Here is a 14,638-nt window from a genome sequence, read left to right as displayed (position 1 = left end):
TGAGCGGCGGATGAATGATCCCGTGCAAGACTATCTCGACGAAGCCGACCTGACGGTTTTTCCCGCGCCGCGGCGGACCCGACCGTGTGAGCTTTACCTGATCTCGCCGCAGGAAGTGGGGGGGGTGTTTCCCGATCGGTTGCGCGCGGCGCTGGGCGGAGGGCCGGTGGCGGCGTTCCAGTTGCGGGTGAAGGGTGTCGGCGAGCATGAGTTGGCGACGCTGGCTGAGCCGTTGCAGCGCATCTGCGACGAGGCCGATGTCGCGTTCATCGTCAATGACAGCGTGAGTTTGGCCAAGAGACTGGGGGCAGACGGGCTTCACCTTGGCCAGTCGGACGGGGATTTGCGCGAGGCGCGGGCCGAGCTAGGGCCGAGCGTCCAGATCGGTCGGACGTGCCACGACAGCCGCCACTTGGCGATGCAGGCGGGCGAGGACGGCGCGGACTATGTAGCGTTCGGGGCGTTTTACGAGACGACGACCAAGCCGAGCCATTATCGCCCCGACCCGCAGATATTGTCGTGGTGGTCGGCGCTGTTCGAAGTGCCGTGTGTCGCGATCGGCGGAATTACCCCGGCCAATGTCGCGCCCTTGGTAGCAGCGGGAGCCGATTTTGCCGCGGTGTGCCAGGCGGTGTTCGGAGCGCAGGATTCGGGCGCGGCGGTGGCGGCGTTCGGCGATGTGTTGAAGGGTAAGCGCCACTAGTCTGTGTTTAGAACCTGATTCACGCCTTCGGTGGAAGCGCGAAACGCAACCACCTCAGACGATCAGGCTCTAGACGGTGTGGCTGGCGGCCTGACGGCAAGCTTCGTCGTCGCCGCGCTCGACCTGGATGGTGGCGTGGCCAATCTCGAAGCGGTCGTGGAGCATTCCTCCGGCTTCGTGGAGGAAGCGGTCGCCGGGGCAGCCGCCGGGCATGACGAGATGGCAGGTGAGGGCGACATCGGTCGTGCTCAAATGCCAGACGTGGAGGTCGTGGACCCGGGCGACGCCGGGGAGCGCGGCGAGGCTTTGCTCGACATCGGCCGGGGCGATGCCGTCGGGGACGCGGTCGAGCGACATGGCAACCGAGCTTTTGAGCAGCCCCCAGGTGCCGAAGAAAATCACCGTGACGATGGCGAGGCTGGTGACCGGGTCAAGCCATGTCCAGCCGGTGCGGATGATGAGCAGCCCCGAGACGACGACGCCTGCAGAGACGGCTGCGTCGGAGGCCATGTGGAGGAAGGCGGCGCGAATGTTGATGTCGCCCTTTCGCCCGCGCGCAAACAGCCAGGCGGTAACGCCGTTGACGAGGATGCCGATGGCGGCGACGACCATGACGGTCTTGCCCATGACCGGCTGCGGGTTGCCGAGGCGGTGGATCGCCTCGAACGCGATGGCGCCGATCGCGACGAGCAGGAACAGCGCGTTGAACAAGGCGGCGAGGATCGAGGTGCGGCGGAAGCCATAGGAATAATGCTGGGTCGGGGCGCGGCGCGAGATTGACACGGCACCCCATGCGATCAGCAGTCCCAGGACATCGGAGAGGTTGTGACCGGCGTCGGCGAGCAGCGCCATCGAATTGGCAGCGAGGCCATAGACCGCTTCGATTGCGACGAAGCCGAGGTTGAGCAACGTCCCGATGAGGAAGGCGCGCCCGAAACTGGCGGGGGCATAGTTATGGCCGCCGTGATGGTGATCGTGATCGGCCGACATGGGCTGGCTTCCCGCTACGCTGAGGATCGCGCCCATAGCCGCTGCGGCAATCAAATAAAGCAGAAAATCTTCGGCGGCGAAGGTGAAGTCGACAGCCCGGCGGGCCCGCTTTGTCCACTTTCGTTGCGGCGATGGAAAGAATGTGGCGGTGCGACGTTCACCGCTCTAACAAATCATCGGTCGATCAGGAGAAGTGGCGTGACCCCCAAGGCGATATTGATGGCTGGACTTGGCGCAGTGGCGCTGGCGGTGGTGACCGTGGCGAATGCATCGACCCCGACGCCCGCGCCCGGGCAGCCGGCGATGATGAAGCCTGCCGGACAAGGATGGGTGCCGCCGGGGACTCCGGGATCGCCGGTCGACGGGTCGATTTTCCATGCGCAGGTTTTGCTCGACGTCGCCGGATTTCCGTCGGGGGTGATCGACGGCAAGAAGGGCGCGGTGTTCGCCAAGTCGATCAGCGGGTTCCAGCAGGCACATAATTTGCCCGACACTGGCCAGCTGGACGATGCGACGCGGACCGCGCTGCTGGCGCAGAACCGGCCGGCGCTGATCGAGGTCAAGCTGACGGCCGACCAGGTCGCCGGGCCGTTTGTGAACCCCTTTCCCAAGATGCCCGAGGACCAGGCCAAGCTGGCCTTCATGGGTTATCGCAACATGCTGGAAGAAGTGGCCGAGGAGTTTCACACCACTCCCGACACGATCGTCGCGCTTAACGGTCCCGACGCGAAGATTGGTGTGGGCGAAACGCTGAAGCTGCCCAACGTCGTCGCTGCCAACCAGAAATATGACGGGGTCAAGGATGATATCAAGCCGTGGTTCGCAAGGCTGAATGTCGATGCCGGCGCGGTCCAGGGGGACTATATCGTAGTGTCGAAGAAGGAAGGCGTGCTGCGCGTGATGAAGGGAACGCCGCCGGCCGGCGCGCTGACCAAGGACCGCGGCAAGGGCGCCAAATATGCGGCGCCGAAGGATCTGGGGCAGGGCCAGGTGGTGGCACAATTCCCGGTGACGATGGGGTCGAGCCACGACCCGCTGCCGTTCGGTCTGTGGAAGGTGACGACCTATGCCTTCCTTCCGCCATTCCATTACCAGCCCGACCTGTTCTGGGACGCCAAGGACCCCGAGGGCGGTGACAAGCGGTTGAAGCCCGGCCCCAATGGACCGGTCGGCCTCGCGTGGCTCGACCTGACCAAGGAGCATTATGGCATTCATGGCACGGCGAGTCCGGACACGATCGGGCGGGCCGAAAGTCACGGCTGCATCCGCCTGAGCAATTGGGATGTGCTGCGCCTGTCGCAGATGCTCAAGCCGGGCTTCAAGGCGGTGTTCACCAGCTGATGATCAAGACAATCGCCACGGTCGTGCTGACCGCAATCCTGACCAGCGCGTTCTGGATTTTCGCCTTCGGAATCACGCGCAGTCCGGAGGGTGACGCGGCGCGGGCCAATGGGCGCGTCGAGGGCAAGGGCGACAAGACGATCGTCCAGTCGAGGGGAGGCGCCCCGCTGGCGGTGGCGGAGAGCGTCGAGGTCGGGCCAGCGGGGCTGGCGATCCCGGTGGCCGGGGTCAAAGCAAGCCAGCTGACCGACACCTTTACCCAGGCGCGGGCGGGCGGGGCGCGGCGGCATGACGCCATCGACATCATGGCCGCCGAGGGCACCCCGGTCTATGCCACCGCGCCGGGAACGGTCGAGAAGATCTACGAGAGTGTCGGCAAGGGCGGGTTGACGGTTTACGAGCGGTCGCAGGACGGCAGGTGGGTCTATTATTACGCGCATTTGCAGGGCTATGCGCCGGGGCTGGCCGAGGGGCAGAAGCTGGAGCGCGGGTCGGCAATCGGCTTTGTGGGGCATACCGGTGACGCCAGCCCCGACGGGCCGCACCTCCATTTCGCGGTCAACCAGATGGTGGCGGGGGAGAAATGGTACAACGGCACCCCGATCAATCCCTACCCACTGCTTGCGGGAAAGAGCGCTAATCGGTAGTGGGACGGCCTGACTGGTCAACTTTTGATGGCCCGGCTCTTTTCACTCACTGGCATATAGGCGGATCACATGAAGATCAGCGGCGTGGACATTCGTCCCGGCAACATCATCGAATATGAGAAGGGCATCTGGCGCGCGGTCAAGATCCAGCACACCCAGCCCGGCAAGGGCGGCGCCTATATGCAGGTCGAGATGAAAAACCTCATCGACGGCCGCAAGAACAACGTCCGCTTCCGCTCGGCCGAGACGGTGGAGCGGGTCCGTCTCGATACCAAGGATTTCCTGTTCCTTTATGCCGAGGGCGACGCGCTGACGTTTATGGACGAGGTCAATTACGAGCAGATTTCGTTGCCCCGCGACCTGCTGGGCGATGCTGCGGCGTTCCTTCAAGACGGGATGAAGGTCGTACTCGAGCTGTATGACGAGCGGCCGATTTCGGTGCAATTGCCCGACACGATCGAGGCGATGATCGTCGAGGCCGATGCGGTGGTGAAGGGGCAGACGGCATCGTCGTCGTTCAAGCCCGCGATCCTCGACAATGGCGTGCGCGTGATGGTCCCGCCGCATATCGGCGCGGGGACGAAAATCGTCGTCGATGTCTATGAGCAAACCTATGTGCGGCGGGCCGACTGATGGCCAAAAAATCATGGTAAGCCATTCAGGACTGATCACCGTGATGCAGCGCGCGGCCCGCAAGGCGGCGCCGCGACTGCGTCGTGATTTCGGCGAGGTCGAGCAGCTTCAGGTGTCGCAGAAGGGACCGGGCGATTTCGTGACGATCGCCGACAAGCGGTCGGAGCAGACGATCGTTGAGGAATTGCGCAATGCGCGTCCCGACTGGGGGATGATCCTGGAAGAGGGCGGGGTGATCGAGGGCGATCCGTCCAAGCCGAGGTGGATTGTCGATCCACTCGACGGGACGACCAACTTCCTTCACGGCGTGCCGCACTTTTCAATCTCGATCGCGGTCGAGGACAAGAAAGCCGACGGGACCCCCGAGATTTCGCACGGGCTGGTCCACCAGCCACTGACCGACGAGAGCTTCTGGGCCGAGAAGGGGCGCGGCGCCTGGTTGCAGGACCGGCGGCTCCGCGTGTCGTCGCGGCGCAACCTCGACGAGGCGATGATCGGGACGGGGATTCCGCATTTCGGGCGCGGCAATGTGGCGCAATGGTCGCGGATTTTCGGGGCGATCGCGCCTGAAGTCGCCGGAATGCGGCGGTTCGGTTCGGCCGCGCTTGACCTGGCGTGGGTCGCGGCGGGGCGGATGGACGGTTTCTGGGAAGACGATCTCGACATCTGGGACTCGGCGGCGGGCGTGCTGCTGGTGCGCGAAGCGGGCGGTTATGTGACCGACTATCGCGGGCAGGCGAAAATGTTCGAACGGCGCGAATATCTGGCGGCGAACGGCGATTTGCACAGCAAGTTGCACAAGTTGCTGGCGGGCGCGCTTCGCTAACGCTGAGCAGGTGTTGCCCGCTCTGTTCCCCTGTCCTAAAGCGCGGCCAAGATTCGCCCCCGGAGTAGTACCACTTGGCCAGCGTTGCCTTTGGATATTTGCCGATCCTCCTGTTCCTGGGGATCGCGCTTGCGCTGTCGGGAACGTTTGTGTTCCTGCCGATGCTGGTCAGCCGGCTGGCGGGGACGAACCAGCCCAGCGCGGCCAAGCTGGCCGAATATGAGTGCGGCTTCCCCGCGTTCGAGGACAGCCGTGCGCAGTTCGACGTGCGCTTCTACCTCGTCGCGATCCTGTTCATCGTGTTCGACCTGGAGGCGGCATTCCTGTTTCCGTGGGCGGTGAGCCTGAAATTCACTGGCTGGACCGGGTGGATCGCGATGATGGGCTTCCTCGCCGAACTGGCGCTGGGGCTGGCCTATGCGTGGAAGAAGGGGGCACTCGAATGGGAGTGATGCTCAATCCCGCGCCGACCGAAGAGGATATCGCGCGCCAGGCCGGGCTGATCGCGGGCAGCGAAGAGGAAGCGCGTTTTCTCCAGATGCGCGCCGACCTCGACCACAAGGGCTTCATCACTGCGTCGATCGACGACCTGACGACGTGGGCGCGGACCGGTTCGCTGTGGTGGATGACCTTTGGGTTGGCATGCTGTGCGGTCGAGATGATCCATGTCAACATGCCGCGCTATGACCTTGAAAGATTTGGTGTTGCGCCGCGCGCGTCACCCCGCCAGTCGGACGTCATGATCGTCGCCGGGACGCTGTGCAACAAGATGGCCCCGGCGCTGCGCACCGTCTACGACCAGATGCCCGAGCCGAAATATGTCATTTCGATGGGCAGCTGCGCCAATGGCGGCGGCTATTATCATTACAGCTACTCGGTCGTTCGCGGCTGTGACCGGATCGTGCCGGTCGATATCTATGTGCCCGGTTGCCCGCCGACGGCAGAGGCGCTGCTGTATGGAATCATGCAGTTGCAGCGCAAGATCCGGCGCGAAGGGACGATTGCGCGATGAGCGGCGGGACTGCGCCCCGCTATTCGGCATCGACTGCCGATTTCTCGGGCCTCGCCGCGACGGTGCGCGAGGGGCTGGAGACGGCGTTCGACGTCAAGCGCGGTGACCTGATCGACGTGATTACGGCATTGCGCGACGAGTTTGGCTATCAGCAGCTGATGGAAATTGCGGGGGTCGATTTCCCGGAGCGGCCCGAGCGGTTCGAGGTGGTCTATTGCCTGCTGTCGCTGACCCACAATCACCGCGTGCGGCTTCATGTCGCGACCGACGAGGGGACCCCGGTGCCGAGCGTGACCGCGCTGTGGCCGGTCGCCGGATGGCTCGAGCGTGAAGTGTATGACATGTATGGCGTGACCTTTGCAGGGAATGTTGATCTGCGCCGGATCCTGACCGATTACGGCTTTGAGGGTCATCCGCAGCGCAAGGACTTCCCGCTGACGGGCTTTGTCGAACTGCGGTATTCGGAGGCCGAGAAGCGGGTGGTGTATGAGCCCGTCAAGCTGCCCCAGGATTTCCGCACGTTCGACTTTCTGATGCCGTGGGAGGGGCCTGAGTACAGGCTTCCCGGGGACGAGAAGGCCGAAGGGCAGGGGGCTGGTCCGACGCCTGCTGCGGCGCCGACGGCGACCAATGCCGTGCCCGCGACGCCGCCACCGGGAACGCCCAAGGTGACGGAGAAGCCGAGCGATACAGGTGCCGGTGCTGCAGCCAATGCGGAGTCGGTCAAGAAGAGCGATGATGCGCCGAAAGGGGCAGGGGTATGAGCACGCGCACGCTTGAAGTCGGCGCGCCGCTGGCCGCCACGGGGCTGACCCCGGGGGACGATGTCGTCCAGAATTACACGATCAATTTCGGGCCGCAGCATCCCGCCGCGCATGGCGTGCTGCGGCTGATCATGGAACTTGACGGCGAGATCGTCGAGCGGGTCGATCCGCATGTCGGGCTACTCCATCGCGGCACCGAGAAATTGATCGAATACAAGACCTACGCCCAGGCGATCCCCTATTTCGATCGGCTCGATTACTGCTCGCCGATGTGCATGGAGCATAGCTTCGTGTTGGCGATCGAGAAGTTGATGGGGATCGAAGTGCCCATTCGCGCGCAATATATTCGCGTGATGATGGCCGAGCTGACGCGCATCAAGAACCACATGCTCAATCTTGGCAGCCACGTCATGGACGTCGGCGCGATGACTCCGAACCTGTGGCTGTTCGAGGTCCGCGAGGATCTGATGCAGATTTACGAGAGCGTGTCGGGCGCGCGGATGCACGCCAATTATTTCCGTGTCGGCGGGGTCCATCAGGACATTCCGCCTAAGGTGCTCAACCAGATCGGCGACTTCCTCAACAAGTTCCCGGTGATCTTCGAGGACGCGATCAGCCTGGTCGCCGACAATCGCATCTTCAAGCAGCGCAATGTCGACATTGGCGTGGTGTCGAAGGAAGACGCGATCGCGTGGGGCTTCTCGGGGCCGATGATTCGCGCAGCGGGGATCCCGTGGGACCTGCGCAAGTCGCAGCCCTATGACGTCTATGACCGGATGGAGTTCGACGTTCCCGTCGGCACTCGCGGGGATTGCTATGACCGGTTCATGGTGCGGGTCGAGGAAGTGCGGCAGTCGGCGCGGATCGCGCGGCAGTGCCTGAACGAGATGCCCGTGGGGCCGATCGGCAGCGAGGATCGCAAGGTGTTCCCGCCGACGCGGGGCGAAATGAAGACCTCGATGGAAGCGATGATCCACCACTTCAAGCTCTACACCGAAGGCTATCATGTCCCCGCCGGCGAGGTCTATGTCGCGACCGAAAGCCCCAAGGGCGAGTTCGGTGTCTATCTGGTCGCCGACGGGACCAACCGGCCGTATCGGTGCAAGATCAGGCCGACGGCGTTCAGCCATTTGCAGGCGATGGACTTCATGATGAAGGGCCACATGCTGGCCGATACAACCGCCGTGCTGAGTGCGATCGATGTCGTGTTCGGGGAGTGTGACCGGTGAAGCGCGCCGACAAACTCATTTCAATTTTGGCGTCACTGTACCTTGGTCATCGGATTGCCGAGAGCATCGGTAATCGGGCGTTTTACGTAGCCCTTGCCGTAGGTTGGATTGTGGTAATCATCTGGACAATCGTAGCTTGGCGCAGGGGCGAAATCGTGTTTGTTTGGCAAAAACGCAATGGCTGAGCGCACCTTCGCTCCCGACACGCCCGAACTCCGCGCCAAGTGGAGCGGGTTCGCCTGGTCGCCGGCCAACGCCAAGGCCGCGGCGGACATCATCTCGCGCTATCCCGAGGGGCGCCAGCAGTCGGCAACGCTGCCGCTGCTCGACCTCGCCCAGCGTCAGGTCGGGGCCGAGACCAATACGCAAGGCTGGCTGCCGATCCCGGTGATCGAATATGTCGCCGCGCACCTCGACCTGCCGCCGGTCCGCCTGCTCGAGGTTGCGACCTTCTACACCATGTACAACCTGGCCCCCGTCGGCCGCTTCCATGTCCAGGTGTGCGGGACGACGCCGTGCATGCTGGCCGGGTCGGACGATGTCTTTGCAGCGTGCAAGGCGCGCGGGCTGAAGAAGGGCCACACCACCCTCGACGGGCTGTTCACGCTGACCGAGGTCGAGTGCCTCGGCGCCTGCACCAACGCGCCGATGGTCCAGATCAACGACGATAATTATGAGGATTTGACCGAGGACAGCATGGGGATGGTGCTCGATGCGCTTGCGCGGGGGGAGACGCCCAAGCCGGGGCCGCAAGTCGATCGCCAGACGAGCTGTCCGCAGGGCGGACCGACGAGCCTCAAGAAAATGGCCGAGCGCAATTACGATTATCGGGGACAGCGGGCATGATCGTCGGTCTCGTCATTGCGCTGGTGCTCGCCTTCATCGCGTTCAAATTCGTCAAGGGAATCATCAAGTTCGCGCTGATTGCGGCGATCGTGATCGCGGCCATCTATTTCCTGGGGATTGCGCGATGACCGTGACGCCGCTCGCGGACAAGGACCGCATTTTCACCAACGTCTATGGATTCCAGTCGCCAGAGCTGAAGGCGGCGCAGGCGCGGGGCGATTGGGACAAGACGCTCGACCTGATAAAGCTGGGCGAAGAAGGCATCATCGAGATCGTCAAGGCGTCAGGCCTGCGCGGGCGCGGCGGGGCGGGGTTCCCGACCGGGATGAAGTGGAGCTTCATGCCCAAGGAGCCCAAGCCGGGCAAACCCAATTTTCTGGTGATCAACGCCGACGAGAGCGAGCCGGGATCGTGCAAAGACCGCGAGATCTTGCGGCATGATCCGCACAAGCTGGTCGAAGGCGCGCTGATCGCTGGCTTCGCGATGCGCGCGCGGGCGGCGTATATCTATGTGCGCGGCGAGTTTATTCGCGAGACCGAGGCACTGCGCAAGGCGGTGGCGGAGGCTTATGCGGCGGGGCTGATCGGGAAGAACGCATCGGGCGCCGGGTTCGATTTCGACGTGTTCGTCCATCGCGGCGCGGGGGCTTATATTTGCGGCGAAGAGACGGCGATGCTCGAAAGCCTCGAGGGCAAGCAGGGCAAGCCGCGGTTGAAGCCGCCGTTCCCGGCCGGGGCGGGTCTCTATGGCTGCCCGACGACGGTCAATAATGTCGAGAGTATCGCGGTCGTGCCGACAATCCTGCGGCGCGGCGCGGCGTGGTTCGCGGGGTTCGGCAATCCGAAGAATGAAGGAACCAAGCTGTTCCAGATCAGCGGCCATGTGAACACGCCGTGCGTCGTGGAAGAGACGATGGGGATCAGCTTTCGCGAGCTTATCGATCGCCATGCCGGCGGCGTGCGCGGCGGGTGGGACAATCTGCTCGCGGTGATCCCCGGAGGGTCGTCGGTGCCGCTGGTCCCGGCTGCGCAGATCATGGATGCGCCAATGGACTTCGACGGGTTAAAGGCGCTCGGCTCGGGCCTCGGCACGGCGGCGGTGATTGTCATGGACAAGTCGACCGATATCGTCCGCGCGATCGCCCGCATTAGTTATTTCTACAAGCACGAAAGCTGCGGCCAGTGCACCCCTTGCCGCGAGGGTACTGGCTGGATGTGGCGGACAATGGAGCGGCTGCGCACCGGCGACGCCGATATCGGCACGATCGACCGGCTGCTCGACGTCACCAAGCAGATCGAGGGTCACTCGATCTGCGCGCTGGGCGACGCGGCGGCGTGGCCGATCCAGGGACTGGTGAAGCATTTTCGGCCCGAGATCGAGCGGCGGATCATCGAGCGCAATGGCCCGATGTTGGAGGCAGCGGAATGAGAATGTTAGTCATCTTGCTGGCCATCGTGTCGTCCACATCTGCCATGGGGCAAAGCAGCGTCACCGGCTCGATCACCAACCTCGACCAGCCAGTAACCCTCTCGCGAGAGGGACGCTTCACGGGAGACGAGGCAAGGGAAATCGGAGATCAGTTCGCCACTTGCGTCTTGAATCGACACTACGCAGCGGTGGGCAAAGCTCTTTCAATGCCTTCAGATAGTGAAGAGCAGTATGCGGCACTCTACAAAATTCTCGATCCCGAATGCTGGACGACCGGTGGCGGAATGCGCCATATGGCTGGCGGAATGGACGTCGAAATGACAACCAATCCGATTTCCTTTCGGAGCTCGTTGTTCAAGGTTTACGTAAAGAAGAATTTCGCCAGAGTGCCGCTGGAATTCGTTGCGCCACCATTATCCGCGACCGGCCGCAACGCCGGGATGGTTGCCTTCGCTGATTGCGTGATCCGACTGGATGTTCGGACAAGCCTGAGCCTGATCATTTCGACCGCAGGAAGTAAGGCAGAAGGCGAAGCGGTCCGCGCCTTGAGGCCGCACCTCAATCAATGTTTAGCCCCCGGCAACACCGTCGCACTATCGAAAGCCAGTCTTTCATCCGCGATTTCGGAGGCTTACTATCGTGAGGCCCGGGCGGCCCAATTGGTCGGCAAAAGATAATGCCACTAGTCACCGTCGACGGCGTCGAGATTGAGGTTCCGCGGGGAGCCACCGTGCTTCAGGCTTGCGAGCTTGCGGGGAAGGAGATCCCGCGCTTCTGCTATCATGAACGTCTTAGCATCGCGGGCAATTGCCGGATGTGCCTGGTCGAAGTGTCCCCCGGGCCGCCCAAGCCGCAGGCGTCGTGTGCGCTGCCTGCTGCTGACAAGCAGGTCATTCGCACCGACACGCCGATGGTCAAGAAGGCGCGCGAGGGGATGATGGAGTTTCTGCTCATCAACCACCCGCTCGACTGCCCGATCTGCGACCAGGGTGGGGAGTGCGACCTTCAGGACCAGGCGATGGCCTATGGCCGCGGCGCGTCGCGCTTCGACGAGAATAAGCGCGCGGTCGAAGACAAATATATGGGCCCGGTGATCAAGACCGCGATGACCCGCTGCATCCAGTGCACGCGCTGCATCCGCTTTTCGGAGGAGGTCGCCGGGACACCCGAGATCGGGATGCTGTACCGCGGCGAGGATTCGCAGATTACCGCCTATCTCGAGAAAGCGCTGACCAGCGAATTGTCGGGCAATCTGGGTGATATCTGCCCGGTGGGGGCGCTGTTGCAGCGGCCACAAAGCTTTGAAATTCGTCCGTGGGAGCTCAAGAAGGTTCCTGCGATCGACGTGATGGACGCGGTCGGATCGAACATCCGGCTCGACGTGCGCCAGCGCCAGGTGATGCGCATTCTTCCGCGGATCAACGAGGACGTCAACGAAGAGTGGATCTCGGACAAGGCGCGGCATCATGTCGATGCACTGGTGCGCGCACGGCTTGACCGGCCCTGGCTGCGCGAGAACGGGAAATTGCGCGCGGCGGAATGGCCTGAGGCGCTGGCGCTGTTCGCAGACAGGCTGAAAGCGGCGGGCGCGAAGGTGGCTACGATTGCCGGCGACCTGGTCGATGCCGAGACGATGTATGCGGCCAAGGCACTGCTCGCGGGGCAGGGGTCGGTGTTGCTCGAGGGGCGGCAGACTGGGCTTGATTATGATGTCACCAGCCTGTCGGCGGTGGCGTTCAACTCGACCATTGCCGGGATCGAAAGCGCGGATGCGATCCTGCTGGTGGGGACCAATATTCGCTGGGAAGCGCCGCTGATCAACACGCGGCTGCGCAAGGCCGCGCGGAAGGGTGCCAAGATTTTCGGGATCGGGCCCGAGGTCGACCTTGGCTATCGCGTGACGTGGCTTGGCGACGATTTGTCGCTGGTCGGCAATTTGCCCAAGGTCGCTGCGGATACGTTCGCGGCGGCGGTGAAGCCCGCGCTGATCCTTGGCCCGGGTGGGTTGGCGAAGGGTGCGATGGGGGCGGCATTGGCAGCGGCTGCGAGCCTTAACCTCGTGCGTGATGGCTGGAACGGGTTCAACGTCCTCCACACCGCGGCGTCGCGGATGGCGGGGATTTTGCTTGGCTATGCGCAGGCGGGCGGGATTGCCGACATCGTTGCGGCCAAGCCGGAGCTGGTGATTTCGCTGGGCGCGGACGAGTTGGGCGATCGGCTCGCGGGGATCTTCACCGTCTACGTCGGGCATCATGGCGACAAGGGTGCAGCGGGGGCGGACTTGGTCCTCCCCGGCGCCGCCTACACCGAAAAGCACGGTACGTTCGTGAACACCGAGGGCCGCGTCCAGCGTTCGGAGCGCGCCGCCTTTGCGCCGGGTGACGCGCGCGAGGACTGGACGATCTTCCGTGCAGTGTCGGACCTAATCGGCCAGCCGCTGCCATTCGACCGCTTCGACCAGCTTCGCAGTGCGATGCATGCCGATACGCCGGCGCTGGCGCGCGATGGCTTGGTTGACCTGCCGTGGTCGCCGCCCAAGCTTGACGCCAAGGCATCGGGCCCGGTCGGCTATCCGATCGCCGACTTCTACCTGACCAACGCGATATGTCGGGCGAGCCCGACGATGCACCGTTGTTCGGAGGAACTGATCCACGGCGAAGCCTTTGCGGAGGCGGCCGAATGACCGCGCTGTTTCAGTCCTGGGGGATGCAATTCGGCTGGGCGTGGTTCCTTGCCACGATCATCGGCATCCTGGTCATCGCGCTGCCGCTGATGCTGGCGGTGGCGATGGTTATCTATGCCGAGCGCAAGATCTGGGCGGCGTTTGCGCTCAGGCGCGGGCCCAATGTCGTGGGGCCCTTCGGGCTGCTGCAGAGCTTTGCCGACGGGCTCAAAGTATTCCTCAAGGAGACGATCATCCCGACCAGCGCCAACAAGGGGCTGTTCCTGATCGCGCCGATTATTACCTTCACGACCGCGCTGATCGTGTGGGCGGTGGTGCCGTTCCAACTCGATGTGGTCGTCGCCGACATCAACGTCGGGCTGCTCTACATCCTCGCGGCGTCGTCACTCGGCGTCTATGGCGTGATCATCGCCGGGTGGGCGTCCAACTCCAAATATCCGTTCTTCTCGGCGTTGCGCGCGACGGCGCAGATGGTGTCGTACGAAGTCGCGATCGGCTTCGTGCTGATTACCGTCGTGCTCTACGCCGATAGCTTCAACCTGACGCAGATCGTGCTGGCCCAGCGTGGCAATATCGGGTTCGGGCTCTTGAACGGCTTCGGGTTCAACCCGCTGCTGTTCCCGATGGCGGTGGTGTTTCTGATCAGCTCGATGGCCGAGACCTTCCGCACCCCGTTCGACCTGGTCGAGGCGGAGAGCGAGCTCGTAGCCGGGCACCAGACCGAATATTCGAGCATGTCCTTCGCGCTGTTCTGGCTCGGTGAATATGGCAACGTCATCCTGATGTGCGCGCTCAACGCGCTGATCTTCTGGGGCGGGTGGCTGCCGCCGCTGAACATCGGGTTCCTCTACTGGGTGCCCGGCATCATCTGGCTGTTCGCCAAGATGATGGTGTTTTTCTTCATTTTCGGCTGGGTCAAGGCGACCGTGCCGCGCTACCGCTACGACCAGCTGATGCGGCTCGGGTGGAAGATTTTCCTGCCGCTCAGCCTACTGTTTGTCGTCCTCGTGTCCGGATGGCTGATGCTTACTCGTTATGGAGCCGTGGCATGATCGCGCGCACGCTCAAGGCGTTCACCTTGTGGGAGTTTCTGCGCGCCCACGCGCTGACCTTGAAGTATTTCTTCAAGCCCAAGGTGACGATCAACTACCCGTACGAAAAAGTCCCGCAGAGCCCGCGTTTTCGTGGCGAGCATGCGCTGCGCCGTTATCCCAACGGCGAGGAGCGGTGCATCGCGTGCAAGCTGTGTGAGGCGATCTGCCCGGCGCAGGCGATCACGATCGAGGCCGAACCGCGTGAGGACGGCTCCCGCCGCACGACCCGCTACGACATCGACATGGTCAAGTGCATCTATTGTGGGCTGTGCGCAGAGGCGTGCCCGGTGGATGCGATCGTCGAGGGGCCCAACCTGGAGTTCGCGACCGAAACGCGCGAGGAACTGCTTTACGACAAGGCCAAGCTACTCGCCAATGGCGACCGCTGGGAACAGGCGATCGCGGCGAACCTTGCCGCCGATGCGCCCTACCGTTAAGCGC

General features: G+C 63.3%; 18 protein-coding genes. 17 read left to right on the top strand and 1 reads right to left on the bottom strand.

All coding sequences use genetic code 11. The annotated features are described in order from the left end of the window. Positions 1 to 10 precede the first annotated feature (10 nt). A complete protein-coding gene (gene thiE, locus U1700_RS09105; RefSeq protein WP_332752094.1) occupies positions 11 to 703 on the top strand; it encodes a thiamine phosphate synthase in 693 nt (230 codons plus the stop codon). A 69-nt stretch (positions 704 to 772) separates the two neighbouring features. Here thiE and U1700_RS09100 read toward each other — a convergent pair whose 3' ends face one another. Beyond that, complete coding sequence (locus U1700_RS09100; protein WP_332752092.1) at positions 773 to 1,693, bottom strand: cation diffusion facilitator family transporter; 921 nt, start codon at positions 1,691 to 1,693, stop codon at positions 773 to 775. Positions 1,694 to 1,891: 198 nt separating this feature from the next. On the opposite strand from U1700_RS09100, the gene U1700_RS09095 reads away from it, so the two are divergent. From U1700_RS09095 to nuoI, 16 genes are all read left to right on the top strand, one after another. Then, positions 1,892 to 3,034, top strand: a complete 1,143-nt coding sequence (locus U1700_RS09095) for a L,D-transpeptidase family protein (RefSeq protein ID WP_332752090.1) — start codon at positions 1,892 to 1,894, stop codon at positions 3,032 to 3,034. Further along, complete coding sequence (locus U1700_RS09090) at positions 3,034 to 3,681, top strand: M23 family metallopeptidase (protein ID WP_332752089.1); 648 nt, start codon at positions 3,034 to 3,036, stop codon at positions 3,679 to 3,681. The genes U1700_RS09095 and U1700_RS09090 overlap by 1 nt, the downstream gene beginning before the upstream one ends. Positions 3,682 to 3,750: 69 nt before the next feature. Next, on the top strand, positions 3,751 to 4,314 hold the full coding sequence (gene efp / locus U1700_RS09085) for an elongation factor P (protein WP_332752086.1): 564 nt from the start codon (positions 3,751 to 3,753) through the stop codon (positions 4,312 to 4,314). Positions 4,315 to 4,327: 13 nt separating this feature from the next. Next, positions 4,328 to 5,140: an inositol monophosphatase family protein gene (locus tag U1700_RS09080; RefSeq protein ID WP_332752084.1), complete on the top strand. Its 813-nt coding sequence runs from the start codon at positions 4,328 to 4,330 to the stop codon at positions 5,138 to 5,140. A 74-nt stretch (positions 5,141 to 5,214) separates the two neighbouring features. Further along, positions 5,215 to 5,592: an NADH-quinone oxidoreductase subunit A gene (gene ndhC / locus U1700_RS09075; RefSeq protein ID WP_332752083.1), complete on the top strand. Its 378-nt coding sequence runs from the start codon at positions 5,215 to 5,217 to the stop codon at positions 5,590 to 5,592. Between the two features lie 86 nt (positions 5,593 to 5,678). After that, on the top strand, positions 5,679 to 6,152 hold the full coding sequence (locus tag U1700_RS09070; protein WP_332752291.1) for a NuoB/complex I 20 kDa subunit family protein: 474 nt from the start codon (positions 5,679 to 5,681) through the stop codon (positions 6,150 to 6,152). Continuing rightward, on the top strand, positions 6,149 to 6,916 hold the full coding sequence (locus U1700_RS09065) for an NADH-quinone oxidoreductase subunit C (protein WP_332752081.1): 768 nt from the start codon (positions 6,149 to 6,151) through the stop codon (positions 6,914 to 6,916). Before U1700_RS09070 ends, U1700_RS09065 begins: the two co-directional genes overlap by 4 nt. Beyond that, on the top strand, positions 6,913 to 8,145 hold the full coding sequence (locus U1700_RS09060; RefSeq protein WP_443025914.1) for an NADH-quinone oxidoreductase subunit D: 1,233 nt from the start codon (positions 6,913 to 6,915) through the stop codon (positions 8,143 to 8,145). The genes U1700_RS09065 and U1700_RS09060 overlap by 4 nt, the downstream gene beginning before the upstream one ends. Further along, positions 8,142 to 8,330: a hypothetical protein gene (locus U1700_RS09055; RefSeq protein ID WP_332752079.1), complete on the top strand. Its 189-nt coding sequence runs from the start codon at positions 8,142 to 8,144 to the stop codon at positions 8,328 to 8,330. Before U1700_RS09060 ends, U1700_RS09055 begins: the two co-directional genes overlap by 4 nt. Then, a complete protein-coding gene (gene nuoE, locus U1700_RS09050) occupies positions 8,323 to 8,991 on the top strand; it encodes an NADH-quinone oxidoreductase subunit NuoE (RefSeq protein ID WP_332752078.1) in 669 nt (222 codons plus the stop codon). The genes U1700_RS09055 and nuoE overlap by 8 nt, the downstream gene beginning before the upstream one ends. Further along, complete coding sequence (locus U1700_RS09045) at positions 8,988 to 9,119, top strand: hypothetical protein (RefSeq protein ID WP_332752077.1); 132 nt, start codon at positions 8,988 to 8,990, stop codon at positions 9,117 to 9,119. Before nuoE ends, U1700_RS09045 begins: the two co-directional genes overlap by 4 nt. Further along, positions 9,116 to 10,420 carry an NADH-quinone oxidoreductase subunit NuoF gene (gene nuoF / locus U1700_RS09040; protein WP_332752076.1) on the top strand — a complete coding sequence of 435 codons (1,305 nt, stop codon included), beginning with the start codon at positions 9,116 to 9,118 and terminating at the stop codon, positions 10,418 to 10,420. Before U1700_RS09045 ends, nuoF begins: the two co-directional genes overlap by 4 nt. Before the next feature lie 2 nt (positions 10,421 to 10,422). After that, entirely contained in the window at positions 10,423 to 11,097 is a 675-nt protein-coding gene (locus U1700_RS09035) for a hypothetical protein (protein ID WP_332752074.1), read from the top strand. Beyond that, entirely contained in the window at positions 11,097 to 13,103 is a 2,007-nt protein-coding gene (nuoG, locus tag U1700_RS09030; protein WP_332752073.1) for an NADH-quinone oxidoreductase subunit NuoG, read from the top strand. The genes U1700_RS09035 and nuoG overlap by 1 nt, the downstream gene beginning before the upstream one ends. Further along, on the top strand, positions 13,100 to 14,155 hold the full coding sequence (nuoH, locus tag U1700_RS09025) for an NADH-quinone oxidoreductase subunit NuoH (RefSeq protein ID WP_332752071.1): 1,056 nt from the start codon (positions 13,100 to 13,102) through the stop codon (positions 14,153 to 14,155). Before nuoG ends, nuoH begins: the two co-directional genes overlap by 4 nt. Continuing rightward, a complete protein-coding gene (nuoI, locus tag U1700_RS09020; RefSeq protein ID WP_332752070.1) occupies positions 14,152 to 14,634 on the top strand; it encodes an NADH-quinone oxidoreductase subunit NuoI in 483 nt (160 codons plus the stop codon). Before nuoH ends, nuoI begins: the two co-directional genes overlap by 4 nt. Positions 14,635 to 14,638 lie beyond the last annotated feature (4 nt).

The organism is Sphingomonas sp. RB1R13, from assembly GCF_036663775.1.
GTDB lineage: Bacteria > Pseudomonadota > Alphaproteobacteria > Sphingomonadales > Sphingomonadaceae > Sphingomicrobium.
The sequence above is the reverse complement of the archived record's forward strand: the minus strand, read 5'-3'. Positions and strand labels throughout refer to the sequence as shown.

Bases quoted from the DNA above. Each gene is read 5' to 3' on its own strand.
- nuoF (WP_332752076.1), top strand. From the start codon at position 9,116: ATGACCGTGACGCCGCTCGCGGACAAGGACCGCATTTTCACCAACGTC.
- U1700_RS09080 (WP_332752084.1), top strand. From the start codon at position 4,328: ATGGTAAGCCATTCAGGACTGATCACCGTGATGCAGCGCGCGGCCCGC.
- nuoE (WP_332752078.1), top strand. From the start codon at position 8,323: ATGGCTGAGCGCACCTTCGCTCCCGACACGCCCGAACTCCGCGCCAAG.
- nuoH (WP_332752071.1), top strand. From the start codon at position 13,100: ATGACCGCGCTGTTTCAGTCCTGGGGGATGCAATTCGGCTGGGCGTGG.
- U1700_RS09045 (WP_332752077.1), top strand. From the start codon at position 8,988: ATGATCGTCGGTCTCGTCATTGCGCTGGTGCTCGCCTTCATCGCGTTC.
- U1700_RS09060 (WP_443025914.1), top strand. From the start codon at position 6,913: ATGAGCACGCGCACGCTTGAAGTCGGCGCGCCGCTGGCCGCCACGGGG.
- U1700_RS09035 (WP_332752074.1), top strand. From the start codon at position 10,423: ATGTTAGTCATCTTGCTGGCCATCGTGTCGTCCACATCTGCCATGGGG.
- U1700_RS09065 (WP_332752081.1), top strand. From the start codon at position 6,149: ATGAGCGGCGGGACTGCGCCCCGCTATTCGGCATCGACTGCCGATTTC.
- efp (WP_332752086.1), top strand. From the start codon at position 3,751: ATGAAGATCAGCGGCGTGGACATTCGTCCCGGCAACATCATCGAATAT.
- U1700_RS09100 (WP_332752092.1), bottom strand. From the start codon at position 1,693: ATGTCGGCCGATCACGATCACCATCACGGCGGCCATAACTATGCCCCC.
- U1700_RS09090 (WP_332752089.1), top strand. From the start codon at position 3,034: ATGATCAAGACAATCGCCACGGTCGTGCTGACCGCAATCCTGACCAGC.
- nuoI (WP_332752070.1), top strand. From the start codon at position 14,152: ATGATCGCGCGCACGCTCAAGGCGTTCACCTTGTGGGAGTTTCTGCGC.
- U1700_RS09070 (WP_332752291.1), top strand. From the start codon at position 5,679: ATGCGCGCCGACCTCGACCACAAGGGCTTCATCACTGCGTCGATCGAC.
- thiE (WP_332752094.1), top strand. From the start codon at position 11: ATGAATGATCCCGTGCAAGACTATCTCGACGAAGCCGACCTGACGGTT.
- nuoG (WP_332752073.1), top strand. From the start codon at position 11,097: ATGCCACTAGTCACCGTCGACGGCGTCGAGATTGAGGTTCCGCGGGGA.